Source organism: Flavobacterium sp. TMP13 (genome assembly GCF_050847115.1).
Taxonomy (GTDB): Bacteria; Bacteroidota; Bacteroidia; order Flavobacteriales; family Flavobacteriaceae; genus Flavobacterium.
Genome location: NZ_CP193656.1, coordinates 881,098 through 903,169, shown reverse-complemented (window position 1 = coordinate 903,169; position 22,072 = coordinate 881,098). Strand labels below are relative to the sequence as shown.

18 protein-coding genes and 1 tRNA gene are annotated in these 22,072 nt (G+C 34.9%); 10 read left to right on the top strand and 9 right to left on the bottom strand.

Features of this window, described 5'->3' with window-relative positions; translation table 11 throughout:
* Positions 1 to 77: 77 nt before the first annotated feature.
* Together ACRASX_RS03980 and ACRASX_RS03975 are read right to left on the bottom strand one after the other, a co-directional pair.
* Positions 78 to 1,370: an aminopeptidase P family protein gene (locus ACRASX_RS03980; RefSeq protein ID WP_066311579.1), complete on the bottom strand. Its 1,293-nt coding sequence runs from the start codon at positions 1,368 to 1,370 to the stop codon at positions 78 to 80.
* Between the two features lie 185 nt (positions 1,371 to 1,555).
* Complete coding sequence (locus ACRASX_RS03975; protein ID WP_432222490.1) at positions 1,556 to 2,917, bottom strand: hydroxymethylglutaryl-CoA synthase family protein; 1,362 nt, start codon at positions 2,915 to 2,917, stop codon at positions 1,556 to 1,558.
* A 354-nt stretch (positions 2,918 to 3,271) separates the two neighbouring features.
* Between ACRASX_RS03975 and ACRASX_RS03970 the strand changes: the two genes are divergently transcribed.
* From ACRASX_RS03970 to ACRASX_RS03960, 3 genes are all read left to right on the top strand, one after another.
* Entirely contained in the window at positions 3,272 to 4,105 is an 834-nt protein-coding gene (locus tag ACRASX_RS03970) for a succinate dehydrogenase cytochrome b subunit (RefSeq protein WP_432222489.1), read from the top strand.
* A gap of 4 nt (positions 4,106 to 4,109) precedes the next feature.
* Positions 4,110 to 6,110 carry a fumarate reductase/succinate dehydrogenase flavoprotein subunit gene (locus tag ACRASX_RS03965; RefSeq protein WP_432222488.1) on the top strand — a complete coding sequence of 667 codons (2,001 nt, stop codon included), beginning with the start codon at positions 4,110 to 4,112 and terminating at the stop codon, positions 6,108 to 6,110.
* Between the two features lie 76 nt (positions 6,111 to 6,186).
* Complete coding sequence (locus tag ACRASX_RS03960) at positions 6,187 to 6,933, top strand: succinate dehydrogenase/fumarate reductase iron-sulfur subunit (protein ID WP_066311561.1); 747 nt, start codon at positions 6,187 to 6,189, stop codon at positions 6,931 to 6,933.
* Positions 6,934 to 6,994: 61 nt separating this feature from the next.
* Here the strand turns inward: ACRASX_RS03960 and ACRASX_RS03955 are convergent, their stop codons facing one another.
* Entirely contained in the window at positions 6,995 to 9,301 is a 2,307-nt protein-coding gene (locus ACRASX_RS03955) for a family 20 glycosylhydrolase (RefSeq protein WP_432222487.1), read from the bottom strand.
* A 181-nt stretch (positions 9,302 to 9,482) separates the two neighbouring features.
* Here ACRASX_RS03955 and ACRASX_RS03950 point away from each other — a divergent pair, with 181 nt between their 5' ends.
* The gene (locus ACRASX_RS03950; protein ID WP_432222486.1) at positions 9,483 to 10,256 is read left to right on the top strand and encodes a DeoR/GlpR family DNA-binding transcription regulator; all 774 of its coding nucleotides are present in this window, start codon (positions 9,483 to 9,485) and stop codon (positions 10,254 to 10,256) included.
* Here ACRASX_RS03950 and ACRASX_RS03945 read toward each other — a convergent pair.
* From ACRASX_RS03945 to ACRASX_RS03930, 4 genes are read right to left on the bottom strand one after another with little or no spacing between them, the layout of a single operon-like run.
* On the bottom strand, positions 10,253 to 11,323 hold the full coding sequence (locus ACRASX_RS03945; protein ID WP_432222485.1) for a dipeptidase: 1,071 nt from the start codon (positions 11,321 to 11,323) through the stop codon (positions 10,253 to 10,255). The genes ACRASX_RS03950 and ACRASX_RS03945 overlap by 4 nt on opposite strands.
* Before the next feature lie 19 nt (positions 11,324 to 11,342).
* A complete protein-coding gene (locus ACRASX_RS03940) occupies positions 11,343 to 12,458 on the bottom strand; it encodes a D-TA family PLP-dependent enzyme (protein WP_432222484.1) in 1,116 nt (371 codons plus the stop codon).
* Positions 12,459 to 12,503: 45 nt separating this feature from the next.
* Positions 12,504 to 12,968, bottom strand: a complete 465-nt coding sequence (locus tag ACRASX_RS03935; RefSeq protein ID WP_066311545.1) for a RidA family protein — start codon at positions 12,966 to 12,968, stop codon at positions 12,504 to 12,506.
* Positions 12,969 to 12,971: 3 nt separating this feature from the next.
* Entirely contained in the window at positions 12,972 to 14,291 is a 1,320-nt protein-coding gene (locus tag ACRASX_RS03930; RefSeq protein ID WP_432222483.1) for a GntP family permease, read from the bottom strand.
* Positions 14,292 to 14,510: 219 nt separating this feature from the next.
* Between ACRASX_RS03930 and ACRASX_RS03925 the strand changes: the two genes are divergently transcribed.
* Positions 14,511 to 15,278: a nitrilase family protein gene (locus ACRASX_RS03925; RefSeq protein WP_432222482.1), complete on the top strand. Its 768-nt coding sequence runs from the start codon at positions 14,511 to 14,513 to the stop codon at positions 15,276 to 15,278.
* Between the two features lie 2 nt (positions 15,279 to 15,280).
* Here the strand turns inward: ACRASX_RS03925 and ACRASX_RS03920 are convergent, their stop codons facing one another.
* Positions 15,281 to 16,984, bottom strand: coding sequence for an Ig-like domain-containing protein (locus ACRASX_RS03920; RefSeq protein ID WP_432222481.1), 1,704 nt, complete (start codon positions 16,982 to 16,984; stop codon positions 15,281 to 15,283).
* Positions 16,985 to 17,165: 181 nt separating this feature from the next.
* Between ACRASX_RS03920 and ACRASX_RS03915 the strand changes: the two genes are divergently transcribed.
* From ACRASX_RS03915 to ACRASX_RS03895, 5 genes are all read left to right on the top strand, one after another.
* Positions 17,166 to 18,170, top strand: coding sequence for a hypothetical protein (locus ACRASX_RS03915; protein ID WP_432222480.1), 1,005 nt, complete (start codon positions 17,166 to 17,168; stop codon positions 18,168 to 18,170).
* Positions 18,130 to 20,427: a hypothetical protein gene (locus ACRASX_RS03910; protein WP_432222479.1), complete on the top strand. Its 2,298-nt coding sequence runs from the start codon at positions 18,130 to 18,132 to the stop codon at positions 20,425 to 20,427. The genes ACRASX_RS03915 and ACRASX_RS03910 overlap by 41 nt, the downstream gene beginning before the upstream one ends.
* 33 nt (positions 20,428 to 20,460) lie before the next feature.
* Complete coding sequence (gene mce, locus ACRASX_RS03905) at positions 20,461 to 20,862, top strand: methylmalonyl-CoA epimerase (protein ID WP_432223064.1); 402 nt, start codon at positions 20,461 to 20,463, stop codon at positions 20,860 to 20,862.
* 145 nt (positions 20,863 to 21,007) lie between these two features.
* Positions 21,008 to 21,081 (top strand) — tRNA-Ile (locus ACRASX_RS03900).
* A gap of 52 nt (positions 21,082 to 21,133) precedes the next feature.
* Positions 21,134 to 21,436: a hypothetical protein gene (locus tag ACRASX_RS03895; protein WP_432222478.1), complete on the top strand. Its 303-nt coding sequence runs from the start codon at positions 21,134 to 21,136 to the stop codon at positions 21,434 to 21,436.
* A 32-nt stretch (positions 21,437 to 21,468) separates the two neighbouring features.
* On the opposite strand, the gene ACRASX_RS03890 is transcribed toward ACRASX_RS03895, so the two are convergent.
* Complete coding sequence (locus ACRASX_RS03890; RefSeq protein WP_432222477.1) at positions 21,469 to 22,053, bottom strand: riboflavin synthase; 585 nt, start codon at positions 22,051 to 22,053, stop codon at positions 21,469 to 21,471.
* Positions 22,054 to 22,072: the final 19 nt, after the last annotated feature.

Genomic DNA, 22,072 nt, shown 5'->3' with positions numbered 1-22,072 from the left:
GCATTACACTATTATGTAAAAAAAGCAGTTAATAATTACTAATTGCGTTTTCGTTTTCATCCAATCGAAATTCTCTGTTACGTATTCATTATCGATTCGATTTCTTCCACTTCGATCGGAATGTTTTTCATTAAATTAAACGGTTCTCCGCTTTTTTGAACTACTACATTATCTTCCAAGCGAATTCCGAAACCTTCTGCAGGGATGTATATTCCAGGCTCTACAGTAAATACCATATTTGCTTGCATTGGTTCGTGTAGTAAACCATAATCATGCGTGTCTAAGCCCATGTGGTGTGATGTTCCGTGCATGTAGTATTTTTTGTAAGCCGGCCATTCTGGATCTTCATTTTGAACATCAGCTTTGTCTAGTAAACCTAGACCAAGTAATTCTGATGTCATAATTTTTCCAACTTCAATATGATATTGTTTCCAAAGTGTTCCAGGCATGAGCATCTTTGTAGCTTCGTTTTTTACGCGCAATACTGCATTGTAAACTTGTTTTTGTCTTTCAGTATATTTTCCTGAAGCAGGGATAGTGCGGGACATATCGCTGGAATAGTTAGCATATTCTGCAGCAACATCTAATAAAATTAAATCGCCAGCTTTACATTGTTGGTTGTTTTCAATATAATGTAAAACATTGGCATTGTTTCCAGAAGCGATAATCGGTGTGTAAGCAAAACCTTTAGAGCGATTGCGAACAAATTCGTGAATTAATTCTGCTTCAATTTCATATTCAGTAACATTTGGTTCTACGAAGCTTAACAAACGTCGAAATCCTTTTTCGGTAATGTTACACGCGTGCTGAATCAAATCAATTTCTTCTGATTCTTTTACAGAGCGCAAACGCTGTAAAATCGGATTACTTTTGGCAACTTGGTGTGCTGGATATGTTTCTTTCCACCATTTAATGAAACGATCTTCACGCGTTTGTGTTTCAACAGAAGCGCGGTAATGTTCGTTGGTGTTGATGTAAATTGTATCAGCGTAACTCATTAATTCTTTTAAAATCTTATGAAAATCCTGCAACCAATAAACAGTTCGTATTCCTGAAACCTGCAAAGCACGTTCTTTGGTTAGCTTTTCTCCTTCCCAAACAGCGATATGATCGTTGGTTTCTTTTAAGAAAAGAATTTCTCTTTGATTTTCGTAAGGAGCGTCAGGAAATAACAATAAGATGCTTTCTTCTTGATCGACACCACTTAAATAAAAAATATCGCGGTGTTGCGCAAATGGCATCGTGCTATCGGCACTAATGGGGTAAATATCATTTGAATTAAATACTGCAATAGCATTAGGTTTCATCTGTGTAGCAAATTTTTCGCGATTTTTAATGAAAAGAGAATTGTTTATTTGATGATATTTCATAATTATTTGGATTTGTTTAAGAATACTCAAAATTAATAATTTTTAAAACAATGAAGAGTTTTAGAGTATTAAAGTTTTGCCATAAGTCAAAAAGCCAAAACAATTTTAGGTGGTTTGGCTTTTAGGAAATAATGTAAAATATATTTATGAAGTTATCCTTTGTGCAATTATGATTAGCGCTTAAATTAATCGATCCATTTGTAATAACGGGCGCCGATTAAAGTTGGAATTTTATTTTCAATTCGATCTAAAATCCATTCTTTTTTTGCCATTCTGATGCTTTCTTTTTGTTCTTTACGATGCAGTCTTTCGTAGGTTTCAAAATCTATTTCGGTGCTTTTTTCTAAAGTTTCAAAAAGCTGTACTTTTGAAATAGCCGATTTCCATTCGGGTTGAATAGTTCCTTCGAAAACTTTTGACTTGGATCCACTTCCATAAGCAAGAAATCCGAATTTTGAATTGCTAATCTCTACCTTAGAATTGTAGAAATGTGATAGGGTCGAAAGTAATCCCATAAAAATGGAACCGGTATATAGGTTCCCAATTAAGGAAGAGGCTAATTCTGCCGCCTGTAATTTCTCAGATACGAATTCTCGGTATTCGCTAGATTTTGCAATTTCTTTTAACTTTGTTTGATATTCAGCCGGAGTTTCTTCTCCAGAAATTGTTTTTTGCTGATGGTCTAATGTGTATATTTCAGATAGCATGCGGCGTCCTTGAAAAGAATACGGCAAGTGCATCACGATACTTCTCCAGTTATTGTAAATTGTTTCGGTCGTATTTTTTTGTTTTTTAAAGTTGAAATACGCATTTCGAGTTCGGTCCATGTAACATTGGTTCGAATATTGTCCGTCAAAAACTGGCTGGTCTTTGTGAATTGTGATCTCAGCTTCTAAGATGTCAAACCAAGGCTCGTTTACGTTATTTAATAAAATTTGCTCTTTAGTAATGGTTCGGTGCGGTTTAAAGAAGTCAAAAACGCCTTTCGTACTTGTTACCCAAACGTTATCAATAGCAATTATTTTAGGATTGGCACTAACTAATAACGCTAAAGCTCCCGCGCCTTGCGTATATTCTCCAGTAGAATTTAAATCGTATTTAGCAAAATCAGTAGTAACCACGATTGCTTTTTTTGTTGGATGCAGTTGTATAAAATCCAAGCAATTTTGCAATGCATCGACCCCGGCAATACACGCAAAAGTAAAATCGACCACATCACAGGTTTCCAAAACTCCTGCACCATATTTTTGTTCCATCAAAGTGATTAAATACGAACCTATAGGCTTGGAGCTGTCTACGGAGCTTTCGGTTCCAACGTAAATGCGACTAATTTCATTTAAGTCTATATTGTGTTCGTCTATTAATTTAGTTAGTGCGTTGGCACCAAATACAACTACATCTTGATGCAAATCAGGCAAAGTCATTCGTAATAATCCAAGACCTTTTTCAAGCTTTTCGGCTTCAATGTTTCTAGCATTAGCTAAGGTTTGTATGGGTAAATGTATTTTTGCTACATCAAAAGCAATAGCTTCAATTCCGGTTTTCATTATCACAAATTTTAAGCTCGCAAAGATAAAGCTATGACCGTGATATATCGGTTTTTAAACTAGCAAAGCTTTATGGAGTTGTCACTTTTAGGGAAAACAAATTAAAAGTTAAGATAAAATAGTAATATCATAAAGTTTTGATGAAAATGTAAAGCTGGAATGAATTTTAAAGAATATTATAATGTTGTTACTTATTTTGTTACTAAAAATGTCTCGATTTTAGCTATTTTACATATTGAATATTTAGAACTCCATTCTTTTTAAAATGATTATAAATAACGGCGAAATGGTTGTAGTTGTATCTGATTTGGTTTATTTTTGTGGAATTAAATAAAACAAATTATTCTAATTCTTATGGCAAAATCGGCACTTTTAAAGTCATCATTAGCTAAAAAATACTGGATGGCTCTAACGGGGTTATTTTTATGCTTGTTTTTGGCGGGTCACTTAGCAGGAAATTTACAATTAATTTTCAGTGATGCATTACAATTTAATCAGTATGCAGTGTTCATGACCACCAATCCGGCAGTAAAATTACTTTCGTACGTAACGTACATTTCAATCCTTTTTCATGCGGTTGATGGAATTCTGTTAACGATTCAAAACAGAGCAGCTCGCCCGGTAGGTTACGCAAAAAACAATCCGGCGGCTAATAGCTCATGGGCTTCGAGAAACATGGCATTGCTAGGTACATTGATTTTAGTATTTATTGTAACGCACATGGTAAGCTTTTGGGCAGTAATGCATTTTGATGATAAAATGCCTTTGCAAACCATTAGTATTGACATGCAGGGACAGAAGCAAGACTTTTATGTTACTACAGATGGGGGTTATATTCCTGTTGATCAAGTTAATGAAAGCGGCTTAGTGATTAAAAACAGAACTGAATTTTTTGATGCTACGGCTAATATTAAAGTAAAAGAAGGTTACAAAGATTTGCATAAAATTACAGTTGCCTTTTTTCAAGATGCTCAAACAGGTCTTATTGCTACCATTTTATATGTTATAGCGATGATCGTTTTATCTTTTCACTTAATGCACGGTCTTGCTAGCGCATTTCAATCTATGGGTGTGAACTACCCAAAATACAATCCAATTATTAAAGGATTTGGAAAAGGATTTGCGATAATTGTTCCTTTACTTTTTGCAATTATTCCAATTTATATTCATTTCTTTTTAAAAGCATAAATATATGAGCTTAGATTCAAAAATTCCACAAGGCGCAATGGCGGACAAGTGGACCGACTATAAAGACCACATCAACTTAGTAAACCCTGCAAACAAGCGTAATCTAGACATTATAGTTGTTGGTACAGGATTGGCAGGAGGTTCTGCTGCTGCTACTTTAGCTGAGTTAGGATATAATGTAAAAGCATTTTGTTTTCAAGATTCTCCACGTCGCGCGCACTCAATTGCAGCACAAGGAGGTATCAATGCAGCAAAAAATTATAAAGGGGATGGTGACTCTGTGTACAGATTGTTTTACGACACTGTAAAAGGAGGAGATTACCGCGCTCGTGAAGCAAACGTTTACCGTTTGGCTGAAGTTTCATCTAATATTATTGACCAATGTGTGGCTCAAGGAGTTCCGTTGGCTCGCGAATATGGAGGGTTGTTAGACAACCGATCTTTTGGTGGAGCATTGGTTTCGCGTACGTTTTATGCACAAGGACAAACTGGACAACAATTGTTGTTAGGAGCGTATTCTGCAATGAATCGTCAGATCGGTCGTGGAAAGATCAAAATGTACAATCGTCACGAGATGCTTGATATCGTTATTGTAGATGGTAAAGCAAGAGGTATTATCGCTCGTAATTTAGTTACAGGAGAAATAGAAAGACATTCAGCTCATGCAGTTGTTGTGGGTTCAGGAGGTTACGGAAACGTATTCTTCTTATCTACCAATGCAATGGGTTCTAATGCTACTGCAGCATGGAAGATTCATAAAAAAGGCGCATTTTTTGCTAATCCTTGTTACACACAAATTCACCCAACTTGTATTCCTGTTTCGGGAGATCATCAGTCAAAATTGACTTTGATGTCAGAATCGTTGCGTAATGACGGTCGTATTTGGGTTCCAGCAAAGTTAGAAGATGCACTTGCTATTAGAGAAGGTAAAAAGAAAGCAATTGATTTAACAGAAGCAGATAGAGATTATTTCTTAGAAAGAAGGTATCCTGCTTTTGGTAATTTAGTGCCACGTGATGTTGCGTCTCGTGCGGCTAAAGAAAGATGTGATGCTGGCTTTGGTGTAAACAAAACAGGTGAAGCGGTTTTCTTGGATTTTGCTTCAGCGATTCAACGTTACGGAAAAGAACAAGCGCACATTAAAGGATTAAATGAAAATGATACTGAATTAACTACCAAGTTAGGAACAGACATCATTCGCAGTAAATACGGGAATTTATTCCAAATGTATTTTAAAATTATCGATGAAGATCCGTACACGCATCCAATGATGATTTATCCAGCGGTTCACTATACAATGGGTGGAACTTGGGTTGACTACAATTTGATGACAACTATTCCAGGGTGTTTCTCTATTGGTGAATCTAATTTCTCTGATCACGGTGCAAACCGTTTAGGAGCTTCTGCTTTAATGCAAGGTTTAGCTGATGGATACTTTGTTCTTCCTTACACTATCGGTGCTTACTTGGCTCCAGATATCAAGTTAGGTGCAATTCCAACAAACACTCCAGAATTTGATGCTGCCGAAAAAGGAGTTGCCGATCAAATTGCGAAGTTTATGAATAATAACGGAACACATTCTGTTGATTATTTCCACAAAAAATTAGGAAAAATCATGTGGGACAAAGTAGGAATGGCTAGAAATGCTCAAGGTTTAAATGAGGCTATCGAAGAAATTGCTGCGTTAAGAGAACAGTTTTATAAAGAAGTGAAAGTTCCAGGAACAGATAAAGGATTTAATCAAGAATTAGAAAAAGCGACTCGTGTTGCCGATTTCTTAGAATTGGGTGAATTGTTTGCAAAAGATGCTTTGCATCGAAACGAATCGTGTGGTGGACACTTCCGTGAAGAATACCAAACTGAAGATGGAGAAGCACTTCGTGATGACGAAAACTTTGCGTACGTTGCTGCTTGGGAATACAAAGGAAAACCTAGTGATGCCGTTTTGCATAAAGAACCTTTAGAATTTGAGGCGATTAAACTAGTTCAAAGAAATTACAAATAGCAATTAGTCAAAAGCCAAAAGTTTGTAGTCCTTTGACTTTCTACTTTAGACTTTATGATTTTCAAACTAAAAGAGTATGAAACTTACATTAAAAATATGGCGTCAGAAAAACGCCCAAGATAAAGGAGCGTTAGTCGAATATAAAATCGACGGGATCGAACCTGATATGTCATTCTTAGAGATGCTTGACGTATTTAACGACCAACAAATTAACACAGGAGGAGATCCAGTATCTTTTGATCACGATTGTCGCGAAGGAATTTGCGGAATGTGTTCTTTATATATTAACGGAGAAGCGCACGGACCAGACAGAGGAGTAACCACTTGTCAATTGCACATGCGTATGTTTAACGATGGTGATACAATTTTTATTGAGCCATTTAGAGCAAAAGCATTTCCGGTAATTAAAGATTTAGTTGTGGATAGAAGTGCTTTTGACAGAATTCAGCATGCGGGAGGATTTATCTCGGTAAATACTTCTGGAAACACAATTGACGCCAACACGATTCCAATCAATAAAGACGATGCAGATAAATCATTTGATGCTGCTACTTGTATTGGTTGCGGTGCTTGTGTAGCGAGTTGTAAAAACTCATCTGCAATGCTTTTTGTTTCGGCCAAAGTATCGCAATATGCATTGTTGCCACAAGGAAAAATTGAAGCACACGACCGTGTTATGAACATGGTTCACCAAATGGATCAAGAAGGTTTTGGTAACTGTACTAATACTGGAGCTTGTGAAGTAGAATGTCCGAAAGGAATTTCTTTAGAAAATATAGCACGTATGAACCGTGAATATTTATCTGCAAGTTTGACCTCATAAATTAGACTACTGTTTATAAATAAAAAACGCATTCATTAATTTGAATGCGTTTTTTTGTTTTCTATTCATAAAATAATTGCGAAGCGCTAATTTCTTGTTTTTCTTTTCCTTGTTGTTGAATGAAACACTGTAGCGCTGAACTTCCATCGGCATTGAAATAATTGATGTTTATTTTGTGAAAGCCTTTTTCTAGTTTGGATGCACCAAAAGCTTCATTGATCCAATGTCTACCATCATTATCAACAATCAATTGATTGTCTATTAGTACTGTTGCACCGTCGTCTGCAATAGTTGAAAAAGTGTAGGTACCGGTTTCTGAAATGTAAATGTAGCCTTCAAACTGTAGACCTAAATAGCGATTTTCTTTTGATTTGTATTTTTCCATTTCGATTGCACCTTCGTGGATACCACTTTTGGCAGGTTTTAACAAATTCATTTCAATTGTTTGTTGAAATAAATTATGGTACATTTTGTATTTCAGACCTTTCTTCTTTGGTTTAACAACTAATGCAGGGAGTGTTTTTGAATTGGTAACGGCAATTTTAGTAATGGAACTTCTTCTACCGCTTTGGCTAATTTGAACTACTTTTATTATTCGGTGTTCTCCTTCGGGAACTGTAATTGTAACTTTATTTTTGTATAAGTTGGCAGTTTCATCAGGATTATATCCGTCAATTGTATAGAATATTTGCCCATTTTTAACGGTTGGTTTTAGATTTAATTCATATTTTGAAGCAACAATTGCAGTATCTTTTATTCCGAAAGGAGTTGGTACTTTATACAATCGTTTTACCATATCTAACTTTCCTAAATGAAATGGAATTCGATCTAAAACAAAATTAGTATAATTTTTTTGAGAAGTTTCAGTCCAAGCAATTTCTGCTAAAGCAAATATTCTAGGATACAACATATAGTTTAGTTTCGCAGGGCTCGTTAAATATTCCGACCAAAGATTACCTTGAACTCCTTTAATGTATTTTTGTTGATCACTAGTTAAGCTGTCTGCTGGAGTTGGGTTGTACTGATACACTTCTTCGACGGTTGTCAAGCGGCCAACAGTTAGCGGTTCTTCTAAAGAATAGCCTTGATTGTGATCAAAATAAACATACTCTTCTGGAGTCATAATAACATCATGTTTGTCTCTTGCTGCTGCAATTCCACCAGATTCTCCGCGCCAAGACATCACTGCTGCATTTGGCGCCAAGCCGCCTTCAAGAATTTCATCCCAGCCAAAAATTTGTCTTCCATTGGCATTTAGATATTTTTCAATTCGTTTAATAAAATAACTTTGCAATTCATGCTCGTTTTTTAATCCTTCTTTTTTAATTCTATTTTGGCAATTTGGACATTTTTCCCATCTTGTTTTTGGGCATTCGTCTCCGCCAATATGAATATAGGTACTCGGAAAAAGCATCATAACTTCCTTTAAAACATCTTCTAAAAAAGTAAAAGTTTCTTCTTTTCCAGCGCAGAATACATCTTCGAAAATACCCCAAGATTCGATAACTTTAAAATCGTTAGAAGGAAAGCAAGCTAAGGTGGGATAAGCAGCTACCGCAGCCGAAGCATGTCCAGGCATTTCGATTTCAGGAATTATGTTAACGTATCTTGATTCGGCATATTTTACTATTTCCTTAACTTCTTCTTGCGTGTAGAAACCGCCGTAAGGAGTATTATCAAAAAATCTCGGAAAACGTTCAAATTTATTTCCTACTAAGGTTTGGTCTCTTTTCGAACCTATCTCAGTTAGTTTTGGATATTTTTTAATTTCGATACGCCAACCTTGATCGTCTGTTAAGTGCCAGTGAAAGTTATTTAATTTGTAATAAGCCATTTGATCGATGAAATCCTTGATAACTGCTGTCGAAAAGAAATGACGACTTACATCCAAATGCAAACCACGATACGAATAACGAGGTTCATCATTTATGGTTACACAGGGTATTTTTACAGCGTTGTTCTTGGGTGGTTCATTCGGTAATAGTTGTAATAAGCTTTGGACGGCATAAAAAAGACCAATTTCTTGTCCGGTCACTCTAATTTCTTTAGGGGAAATTTCTATTTTGTAGGCTTCAGAAGTTTGTTTTGCGGAACTTATTCTTTCAGATTTGAAAATAACTTTTATAGCAGCCTTTTGTTTGTTGAAATTTGAGTTTACAGCTTCTTGAAATAACATAGCTGATTGGACTTCTTTGGCGCTAAATTTATTTCCCTCAAAAATAATTTTTATATTACCAGAAATAGTCAAGCTATCACCAGTTGTTTTGTAGAAATTAGGCATGGGAATAATCGTGCGATTTACAAAATGTTCTTGAGAGGAAGCAATTATACTACTTAAGAATAGGAGAAATACAGCAATTTTTTTCATGATTGGATGTTGAGAATGAATTGAATTTATATATTTAATGTTGTGGAGTGCAATTTTTTTGCATTTTAAGCCTTTATTTTAATATAGCAGTACTTGCTTTGTAACTCTATTTGCTGCTTGCAAGAAATTTAGCAATATTATTGCAATTATTAATTACTTTTGTTTTACCTAATTATTTTAAATGGATGCTAACGAAATCGTAAATTTCTCTAAAGAAGAACGAAAAAATCATATTCTTAAAGAAATCAATTTGCATACGCGTGTAAACTTTGCTACACTGTCAGATCAATTGTCTGTGTCAGAAGACACTGTTAGACGTGACATTAATGAATTAGAAGTCGAGTCGATGTTGATCAAAGTGAAAGGCGGTGCTATGACTAAGGCCTATCATCATTCATCTTCTTCTCAAACGTATGCTAGCGAAGCAAAACAAATTATAGCTCAAAAAACGGTTACCTTACTTCATGATGGAATGGTTTTATTATTAGGTGGCGGTACCACAATTCGTGAATTTATACGAATGATTCCAAATGATATGAACTTGACTGTTTTTACAGTGACGGCTCTCTCTGCTGTAGAACTTTTAGACAAACCCAATGTCAAGGTAATCATGATTGGCGGTAGTATTTCTCCTTACAGTCAGATGTGCGTAAGCGGTGATGTGTACAACCAATTAAGTACAATTAGTGCTGATCTACTAATACTTGGCACGAATGCTCTAGACGTTAAAGGCGGATTCTCAGATTCTGACTGGGATACTGTTCAGGTTAAAAAAGCTATGATAAAAGCCTCTCAAAAATCAGCTATATTAACTATTTCTGAAAAGTTAGACACCGTTCAGAAAATGAGAATTGCTAAATTATCAGAGGTCGATTACATTATCACTGATGTAGAAGCCAACCACGAGAAATTAAAGCGATACAAACTAAAAGTTCCCACGTTAAAATTTCTTTAATCCCAGTTTTTCATTAAAAAGTTAATCCAGTTTTGATGGAAAATTTTATTTAAATCATCTTCAGCGTATCCTTGAGTTCTAAAAATGGTTACTAATTTTTGAAGGTCAGCAATTGTGTCTAAGTCAGATGGGCATTGCTCGGTTCCAAAAGCACCATCCAAATCTGACCCAATTCCAACGTGATTAGCATTTCCAGCCAATTGGCAAATATGATCCATGTGCTTAAAAACCGTTTCTAAGTTGCAATTTGTGGTAGTTGGAGTCGAAACGCCACGTACCCAATTCGGTACTAACATCCAAGCATCTAATGCGCCACCAATTACGGCGCCTCTTTCTACCAATGCTTTAAGTTGCTCATCACTGTACTGTCGGTTATGATTAACTAAACTTCTACACATATTATGACTCGCCCAAATTGGTCCATTAAAATGATCTAGCGCTTGCCAAAATGCATCATCGCATAGATGAGTCGCATCGAGAATAATATTCAAGCGTTGCATCTCTGTTAGTAAATCTAAACCGTTTTGATTCATTTTTCCAGTCGCATCGGTTCCATTGGCATATCTACCTGGTCCGTAATGTGCGGGACCGATAGCACGAAGTCCATAATTGTATGCTTTTTCGAGATAAGAAAGATCAACTATAGAATCGGCTCCTTCTAAACTCAAAATATAACCGATTGGCTTTTTCTCATTAGCAGTTCCGTCATTCCACAAATCCAATTGCTTTTGGAGCGATTTTTTATCAGTGATAGCAGTCATTTCTCCCGCTTCTTCCATCGCTTTGTACCATTGCAATTGTCCTTGCGTTTGCGCCCAAGCTTGCTCAGGAGAATTCCAACCAGGTATTTTACTCTCGGGTTTTACAAAGCGCGCAATTTGCGTAGCTACAACAATTCCAATATTTCCTCTTCGTAGATCAGGTAAAGAAACAGTCGCGCGTTCGCGATCTGGTTTATCGGTCATTCCTTTCTCTAAATTTCGTAGAACAGGAACTTCATTTCTTAAATCTCTATTCCATTCCATCGCATTCATGCTAAGGTCCAGATGGGCATCAATTATAAACATACATTTTTGGTATTACTTATTAGATACTTATTTTTTTATTTCGGGCAAGAACTTTCCAATTCGTGTAGATGTCTTTCTGGTTATTTACAACTTGAACCGTCTCATATAAATTGCAAGTAGGGCACACGTGATACGGCAGCGCATAAATGGTATTGCCTACTTTGTAGTTATAATTACCGTGATTCTCTAAAACCAAATGCTCTTCGGAATGTGAAATTGGAATTAAATTTTCATCATTTAAAATAACCAATCGTTTGTCTAAAGTGTTTTCTGATGCAACAGATTTGTAGCCAATATCAATGCAAAGCGTAGTTGGAGTAGGTTGAGAAATTATAGTACCTACAAGTACAGCTGCGGTTTTAAAATCTTGTTCGGGTAAATTAGTCGAATAATTTACATCCCAGAAAATAAAAGTTCCGGGACTGCATTCTACATTTTCTTGCGTCGCATAAAACGGAAAAGTATTAGAGCCACCGGCAACAACCAAAAATTTTTGATTGGTCTCTTCTTGCAATTTATTAATATTCGCGATTATGTTTTGAAAAGATTCGGCAACTTCGACAGTACGATTTTCAATTGCTCCCTTTACGTGACCGTCATAAATATGAAATCCGACGAAGTGTAAATGCTTCAATTTCATAATTGATCTAGCAAGGGAAATCCAATCTTCAGAAAGTGCAACTCCCGTTCGATTCATTCCAGTATTCAAATCTAAATAAACGGTCAGTTGAAGGTTATTTTTTTTAGCAATACTATTCAGTTCTTTGGCAGATTCTAAATTGTCAACAATGGTCGAAAATCTGGCATCACGATATTTCTCGATAAGCGTTATCCATCGCTGCTTTTTTAATCCGATAGGTTGATACGCTAATAAAATATCAGAAACTTGATACATTGCCGCCAATTCTGCTTCAGCAATCGTAGCGCACTTTATCTTGTCTATGTTGTTTTTCTTGAACAATTCTAAAACTTCACCAATTTTATGCGTTTTTATATGCGGTCTTAGTTTCGAAAGATCACCTTGAACCGCTGCAATCAGACTGTTTATATTCGATTGCATGCGATCTTCGTAGACAGCCAAGAAAGGCGTGTCTATTTGTGTGTCGCGATTTATTTCCCACCAATTATTTTGCATCTTTTTCTTATTTCTAAATTAGATAAAATGATTAAAAAGAGATTTTTAATATAATTCGAATAAAGCTTCTACTTCAACTGGAATATTATCGGGCAATGAACCCATTCCGACAGCACTTCTAACCCCGATTCCATTTTCTTGTCCCCATATTTCAGCAAATAACTCGCTGCAACCATTAATCACATACGGATGGCGCTCAAAAGAACTGTTGCAATTCACCATTCCGAGTACTTTAACGACTCTTTTTATTTTGTCTAAACTTCCAAAGTTGCTCACAATGGTCGATAACATGGTCAAGCCCACTTGTCTTGCCGCTAATTTCCCTTGTTCGATATCCATATCATCGCCAATTCTTCCGATAATTAAAGACTTATCATCTTGTACCGGACCATGTCCAGATAGATATAAGTACTTCCCATCAACTAAAAATGGTTTATAAATTCCTAATGGTTGTGGTGCTGGTGGCAATGACAATCCTAATGATTCAAATTTTTCTTGTGCAGAATTCATGATTTAATGTATAAGTGAGTTTAATATAAAAACGAAAACAATTCCTAAAACAGACACCAAAGATTCCATTACGGTCCATGATTTAAAAGTGTCTTTTAGGCTGATATTAAAATATTCTTTGAACATCCAAAAACCAGGATCGTTAACATGCGAACACATTAAGCTTCCTGCACCGATGGACAATACTAACAAATTAGAGTCTAAGCCGCTCAGTTGTAATAAAGGCAGTAAAACGCTGGCCGTCATTAAACCCGCAGCAGTAGCAGAACCTACGCAAATGCGAAGAATCGCTGCCATCATCCATGCTAATAAATAGGGATGAATATTTACTTGGTTTAGCAATGCTACAATAGATTGATCCACTCCGCTTGCAACCATAATTTCTTTTAAACAACCTGCGCCACCTAAAATAAAGATAATTAGTGCAACATCTTTTATCGCCTCGCTATAATCGTCCATTATTGATTTTATAGAACGTCCCACTCGTAAACCCAATGTATAGGTACAAAGGATAACAGATATTAACATTATTATGGTTGGCTGACCAATTGTTTTACAGATTAGTTCAAGTTGTTCATTCTTGAAAACTAAAGGTAAGAGTGTGGTAAGTGTTAAACCAAAAACAGGAAAAAGAGACGAAAATAAACTGATACCAAATCCAGGAAGTTTGGCAGGTAATTTTAGTTCGTCGATTTTTAAAATCCCGTCGGTTGGTTCACTTTTTATGTTTTTAAGAAAATTAGAAAAATACAAGCCCGCGATTAAAATAGTTGGAATTGCAATGATGATACCGTAAACCAAAACTAGCCCAAGATCTGCATTAAGTACTTGACTCAACGCCATTGGGGACGGGTGAGGAGGCAAGAAGCCGTGAGCTACAGAAAGAGAGGCTAGCATCGGAATTCCTAAATATACTTTTGGTAATTTAAATTGATGTGCGACGGAAAAAATAAGCGGAACTAATAAAACAAAACCCACGCTGTAAAAAAGTGGAATGCCAACAATAAAGCCTGTAATCATTAAACCTAAGCGAATGTATTTTTCACCGGTAAATTGCATTACAGTTTGTGCAATACTAGTTGCTGCACCCGAAGTTACAGTTAGTTTACCAATGCAAGTTCCAAATATAATAATCAGTGCGACAGCACCTAACATTTCGCCCAGACCTTTTTCGATGGATGGTGCCAAACTATCAATAGGTAGCCCTAAACAGAAACCAGCTAGTAAGGAGGTAAAAACAAAGGCAAGGAAAGGATTAATTTTAAACCACGTTATTTGCAGAATTAAAAAAACAATACATGCGGTAAGAATTAAAATACTCATGATTTTGAGGTGATTTTTGGATTTAGGTTAATAGCTTCTGCATTTCAAAAAGCAAATACAAGTGCTTAGAAAAGTGGTTCAACAGAATTTCAAATATAGAAATTTTATTTACAAATTGCGTATTTTTCGCAGATATTGCATATTTTTCGCAAAATAAAGTATAATCATTTTAATTGGAGCTGTCTTTTAGTTTTTATCTTTAGGTTAAAAAATACGCGTATGAAAATCGCCTTAATTCAATCGGACTTGGTTTGGGAAAATGTAGAAAAAAATCGAACTAGTTTCGAGGCAAAAATCAATTCAATTGTTGAGGAAGTTCAGTTGATCATTTTGCCCGAGATGTTTACTACTGGTTTTTCGATGCATGCAACATCTCAAGCAGAAACCATGCGAGGAGAAACAATAAGTTGGATGAAGAATTTGGCAAAACATCGAAATCTTGCACTAACAGGAAGTCTAATTATCACAGACAACGGGAACTTTTACAACCGTTTGGTCTTTGTGTTTCCCTCTGGTGAAGTTCAGTTTTACGACAAGCGACACTTATTTACGTTGGCAAATGAAGATCAGTGTTATACCAAAGGAACGTCTAAATTAATAGTAGATTATTTGGGCTTTAAAATTTGTCCGTTAATTTGTTATGATTTGCGTTTTCCTGTTTTTTCTAGAAATACTGAAAACTACGATGTTTTGATTTACGTTGCCAATTGGCCAAAAATAAGAACTCAAGCGTGGAATGCTTTGTTAAAAGCGCGCGCTATCGAAAACGTTTGTTACTCAATAGGTGTAAATCGGGTGGGGATAGATGCGCATAATTTTGAACATGTTGGTCACTCACAAGTCAATGATTATTTAGGCAATTCCATTTTATCTCCACAAGAAAACGAAGGTATTTTTATTGTGAATATTGATAAAACGGAACTGGTAAAAACACGCAAAAAGGTGGCATTTTTAGAAGACCAAGATGAATTTACGATTCGGTATTAGATTTAAAAAATACTGCTGCGGCTACTACGTTTCTTTTTCTTTGCTGGATCTTCTTTTTTCTTTTCTACTTTCTTTTTTGTCTCTGGAACATAAGGCATGCTTAGGTCAAAATTTTCTATCGGATCCCAGTTTGCTCGTATGCTTTCTAAACCTTTAGAAGAATAAATGACTTCTTCGGCTTGACGCTTTTCCATGAAATTTCCTGAATCCCAAACGCCATTCTTGTTGTCGTCGTAGATCGCTCGAAGCCATAAAAGGTCAGGCTGCAATAAGCCGAATTCAATAGAGGTTTTTCCTTCAGAATATTCGGAGGCAATAACATCTCCTTTTGCATTCGTTAGTTCAATAATAAGGGGAAAACGTTTTACATTTTGCAGCGTAACTGTCAAATTACTGTAGTCAGCCAATTCTTTTGTAGTCAACTGATACAATAAAGTATCGTTTTGTTTTTCATAAAAATCAGTTAGTGCATTCGGTAAAAGTGTAACCGAATACTTTTCTAAAGGTTCTTTCTTAAAATCAAAATACAAACGCTGATTAAAAGCATCGTATTCTGTAGTGTATTTAACAGAAACAGAATCTTTATTGATGATTTTAATTTTAGTAGAATCAAATTTCACCAAAGGCGTTTCGCTTTCTAATGTAAAACGGTCTCTAAAATTCAGTCCACCACTTTGTAGTGCTCGAACGTTTAATGAATCTTTTTTCTGATTTTTAATTTTAAACGAATAATTTTTCTGATATTCTGCAGTGCTAATTTCCATTTGCAGCGAATCTGCTTTTACAGACTTGTACCAAACTTGCAAAGAATCTTTTTTAGGAAACTGCGTTACAATTGTCTCTAGTATTTCGTCGTTGTTTTTTAATACAATTTTTGGTCGATTCTTTTTAAAATCTTGGGTGCCATCATAACCAACTAAAATTCTGTTTCCTGAAACCTGTACTGGTTTGTATGCTTTTAAAGGTAATTTTTCTTGAAATAGTTCGAGTTCAAAAACAGTATCATTCGGAATAGTGATAGGCTGTTTGATAAAGCCAATTTTTTCTTCTTTTGGATTGAATTTATTGTTGTTATTGCGATCCTTTAAAGCAACCAAAAGATATTTACCTGCTTTTAGATTTTCCAATCGAAACGTTTTTAAACTGTCTAAGGTGTTGGTAATGTAACGCGGAGCTTCTTTATAAATGATAGAATCAGTATAATTTTCGTTCACTTCATACAACATTATCGAAACAAAATTAGTAACCTCTTTGTCGTACGCATCTTTAATTCTTCCGCCGATCGCTAACGAATCGATATATTCTCCCGTAGAGAAAACATACTTGAACTGATTGTATGGATTTCCTTCATTATTATCAGCAATACTTTGACCAAAATTAAAGCTGTACGTTGTGTTAGGCAGTAACGTATCCTTAATTTTTATGCTAATATATTTGCTTGCAGTAGTTGGAGTGATGATCGGCTCATTTTTCATAGGAGGCGAAACAATCAGCTGTTTGTTTATGTTTTTTAGTTTAATGTATTCATCAAAGGTCAACTTAATTTCGTTTCCTTTAAATTGAGTACTAAAGTTTTTTGGGAGGCTATTTTTTAAAACAGGAGCTAAAGTATCTTTTAATCCGCCAGTAATGCTGCCGCGTTTAGCACAACTTGCCAAAAACAAGACCGATAAAAAAAGTATGTATTTTGCAGATTTTTGCAACATGATTTCTATTGAAAATTAGTAGCACAAAATAACGATTATATTTACTGTAATTGAAATTTTTTAATGATTTATTAAGGAATATAGAATTAAATAAGAAGTCTTTTGTTCATTTTAAAAATCGTGAATAATTGGTTTCTCATCAAGTGATTTCTTACTTTTGTTAGTATTAAATCTATTTTTTTTGAAAAAGCAATTTCTATATATATTTTTATTTTTTATACTTATTTCTTGTGATAAAAAAGAGAGCCCCGTAATCTCGTTTTATTATTGGAAAACCAATTACCAATTGACTCCGCTTGAACAGGAAACGCTAGATGAAAATAACGTTCAGAAGTTGTACGTTCGCTATTTTGATGTTGATTTAGATATCAAAACGAAAGAAGCATTTCCAAGAAGTCCAATCCATTTCCTTCATAAACCACAAATTAAAAACATTGTTCCTGTCATTTACATTAAAAACAATGTCATGCTGCAGGATAATTTGAATGTGGAGGAATTAGCACAAAAAACGTTTGATTATGTGGAACTAATCAATCTAAAGAATAAACTTTCTTGTAATGAAATTCAAATTGATTGTGACTGGACGTTAAAAAGCAAGTCTAATTATTTGGCGTTTATAGAAAGTTTCAAGCGTATTTCGAACAAAAAATTATCGGCAACGATTCGATTGCATCAGGTAAAGTATTTCGAAAAAACTAAAATTCCAAATGTGGATTCGGGTGTTTTAATGTATTATAATATGGGAACTATTGCAGTAGAATCGTTGAACTCAATCTATGATAGAGGAATTGCGAAGCGGTATGTATCTAGTTTAAAAAAATATCCGTTACCTTTAAATATAGCGTTACCAATTTATGCTTGGGGAATTCATATTAGAGATAATGCTATTGTGGGTTTAAGAAGTAAATTAACGGTCGAAGATTTGCAATCAGATAAAAATTTTACTGAAATTGATGAAATAACTTTTAGAGTGAACAAGTCTAATTATCGAAAAGGAGTTTTTTATCAAAAAGAAGATATTGTAAAAATCGAAGCCATAAGTGCGGCTGATTTAAAAGAAATGGCTAGTGATTTGGAAGAAAATTTAAATCAACAACCTAAAGAAATTATTTTTTACGACTTAGACGAATTGAATTTAAAGAATTATGAAAAAAGTATTTTTAAACAAGTTAGTACTCGCTTTTAGTGTACTCGTACTTTTTGTAGGTGGTGTAATTTACGCTTGCGCAGATGGCGATTGGAACTATTTTGGCACTAACTCTAATTTTACGCCCGAGACATTTGTAGATCCATCATATGCGCCTTTATTCTTATCGGGAGATGTTTTTTACCGAATTGGATTTGATACCGAACACAATTCACGTTTTAACGATCAAATTACATCTGACTGGCAATCGTTCTTAAAAGGAAAAATGAAGCCAGAGGAAGTGAATGCTTTTTTATTAAATGGCGATCGAAAAATGGCGGTTCAAGAATTGTACTCCTTTTATAAAACGAAGAACAAAAATGAATCTTCGGTTGGCTATGCTTCTAAAATTGATTTAAAAGATACAAAGACTAAAGAATTTATAGCGTTTTTATACCTAGCACAACAAATTGAAACGGCTTCAATTTCTGACGAAAGATGGAGTTATGAGCCTGTCGTTACTAAAAGCTTTGATGACTTAAAGTTGATTAAAGAAATTGAGAATAAATACAATACCACTAAAGATGAATTTCTTAAAAACAGGTATTGGTTTCAAACGATCAAGGCTTATTTTTATAGCAGTTCTAAAGAAAATGCGATTACATTTTTTAATAAAACCGAGGCTTTGGTTCCTAAAAACAGTTTGTATTATCGTGCAATTGGTTATTTAGCGGGTATCAATTACAAGCAAGGCAATTATGCAACTTCTAATTATTTGTACAGTCGAGTATTTGATAAATGTCCCGAAATGAGAGTTGTAGCGGCTTATAGTTTTCATCCAGAAGAAGATGCAGACTGGAATCAATCGTTGCAAATGGCCAAAAACACCGACGAGCAAGTAGCACTTTGGGCGATTCGAGCATATTATAACGACGAGGAAGAGGCAATTTCTAAAATTTTTGATTTACAACCTTCAAGCGAGCATCTTAATTATTTATTGACCCGATTGGTAAACAATCAGGAAAATAAAGCAGACAATTCTTTTAAGGACAATTCGCTTGCTGCCAATAAGAAAAAGGAACAACTTAAAATTAGCAAAACAACTTTGGCATTGGTTACAAAAATTGCATCGTCTGGAAAAACAAACCAGCCTTTTATGTGGAATATGGCGGCGGGTTATTTGCAAACTTTAAGTGGCGATTATAAAAAGGCAAACGAAAGTTTTATTAAAGCGGCAAAAGAACTTCCTGAAACAGCGCTGGCTACAAACCAATTGCGATTGCTTCGATTTGTGAATAATTTAAGTGCAATTGAAAAGTTGAACGCTAAAAACGAAAAAATAATTCTGAAAGATTTAAATTGGTTGTACCAAGAATTGCCCAAAACTGAAAATGAAGAAAGTGTTTTTAGATATCAAAATGCTTCAAGTTGGAGTAAAATGTATTTAGCAGCGCTTTATAAAGATCAAGGAAATAAAGTAATGGCAGAAATTTTTGGTCAATCTCAAGATGATTATTGGGGAAATACCGGTAATGCTTTTTATGATAATGAGAAAGATTTGTTAGCGATGAAAGCTTTTCTGTCTAAAAAGAACAAAACAGAAATAGAAGAAATTGGCGCTGCTATTTATACATTGGATGTGAGCGATATTTCTAATTTTCAAGCAATAAAAGCAACATTCCAAAATAAAATACCAGAAGCGATTGCATTTATGAATGAAGGAGATAGTTTAGGAAGTAGTACACTTTTAGGAAACCCATTCAACGGTACAATTAAAGACTGTCATGATTGTGACCATTCGGCGAATCAAAAAAGGAAGTTTACAGAAATTGATTTTCTTACTTTGCTGAGTGAGATGCAAACTAAGGTAATTCAAAACGAAGATGTGTATAACAACAGCATATTATTAGGAAATGCGTTTTATAATATATCTCACTTTGGCAATGCGAGAACTTTTTACGAGAAAAGTATAGTCGGTTATGGCTCTAATCCGACTTATTTTAGAGAACCGATGAAAAAGATGATTGTCGATTGTTCCGTTTCAAAAAGGTACTATCAAATGGCGCTAGCAGCAGCTACGACAAAAGAACAAAAAGCCAAATGCATGTACTTATTAGCCAAATGCGAGCGCAATGATTTTTATAATAAAAGGTATTACGCTCTCAATAAAGATTATTGGGATGTTTACGGTGATGAAATAAATTTTAAAGCTTGGAGCGGATTTAAATCACTGCAAAACGACTACTCGGACACCCAATATTACAAGGATGTAATTCGTGAATGTGGTTATTTTGGAACTTATGTTAATCAGTTATAGTACGATTTTTGTAAATTTAAAGGTAAAAGAATGATTAATAAAATTGAACATATTGGAATTGCGGTAAAGGATCTAGAAACTTCGAATCTTTTATTTGAAAAATTACTGGGTATTGCTCCTTACAAATCCGAAGAAGTGCAGAGTGAAGGTGTACTTACTTCTTTTTTTAAGAGTGGACCGAATAAAATTGAACTTTTAGCAGCTACAAATCCTGACAGTCCGATTGCAAGATTTTTAGAAAAAAAGGGAGAAGGAATTCATCACATTGCATTTGATGTAAGTGATATCGAAGCCGAAACTGTTCGGCTGCAGAAGGAAGGTTTTGTTGTTTTAAATGACCAACCTAAACTTGGTGCTGATAATAAACGTATTGTTTTTTTACATCCCAAAAGCACCAATGGTGTTTTAATCGAGCTTTGCGAAGAAATAAATTAAAAAAAAGTAATTTAATTACTATTTAGTACTTTGACAGTCAGTACATTTTATTTAATGGAGTATAAATCTCTTATAGAGATACAAATCAATGATAAAAATAGTTGCAGTACATAAAAAATAGTAGTAATATTGCATTCTCAAAACCGGTCCTATAGCTCAGCTGGTTAGAGCACCTGACTCATAATCAGGTGGTCCCTGGTTCGAGCCCAGGTGGGACCACTAGTAAAATCAAGCCTTTACAGCAATGTAGAGGCTTTTTTATATAAATGAATTGTTATATATTTACACCATTCAAAAGCCACGTTTGAATGATTCAAATAATAGAGAGGGAATGCTTCTTATGAAAAAAAATATTTATCGATATGTAGCAAACCTTTTGTGTTTACTGAGTACTACGATGACTCTTGCGCAAGTGCCGCCGTCTCCGCCAGGTGGTCCGCCAGGTGGTGGTGGGCCGCCAGTTCTCCCGGGGCTTCCTATAGACGACTATATTATTGCAGTTTTCGTATTTGCTTTAATTTTCGGATCCTACATGATTTACAGATACAATCAAAAACAAAAAAATCCAGTTTAAAACTGGATTTTTTTTTGTCTTAAAGTTTTTTTTTACTTCTTATACAGTCGCGAAACGTATTTTCCGATTACATCAAATTCTAAATTAATAACTGATCCTAATTTGAAATCCTTAAAATTAGTATGTTCGTAAGTATATGGAATTATCGATACGCTAAACTGACTTTCTTTCGAATTTACTACCGTTAAACTTACTCCATTTACTGTTATAGATCCTTTTTCGATAGTGAGGTTACTTAAAGTTGAGTCGTATTCAAAAGTATAATTCCAGCTTCCGTTGGCTTCTTCTATTGCTATGCAGGTTCCTGTTTGGTCTACGTGTCCTTGTACAATGTGGCCATCTAAACGATCTCCAAGCTTCATCGCTCTTTCCAAATTTACAATGTCTCCTTGTTGCCACGAACCAATATTGGTCTTTTTAATAGTCTCTTCAATTGCAGTAACTGTATATAGTGAATCTTTAATCGCGACTACCGTAAGACATATGCCATTATGAGCAACACTTTGGTCAATTTTAAGTTCGGTCGTGATGCTAGAGCCTATTGTAATGTGAAGATTGCCTTTTTCTTTTTGTATTTCGCTGATTGTGCCAAGGGTTTCTATGATTCCTGTAAACATTTCTTGTTTTATTTTACTA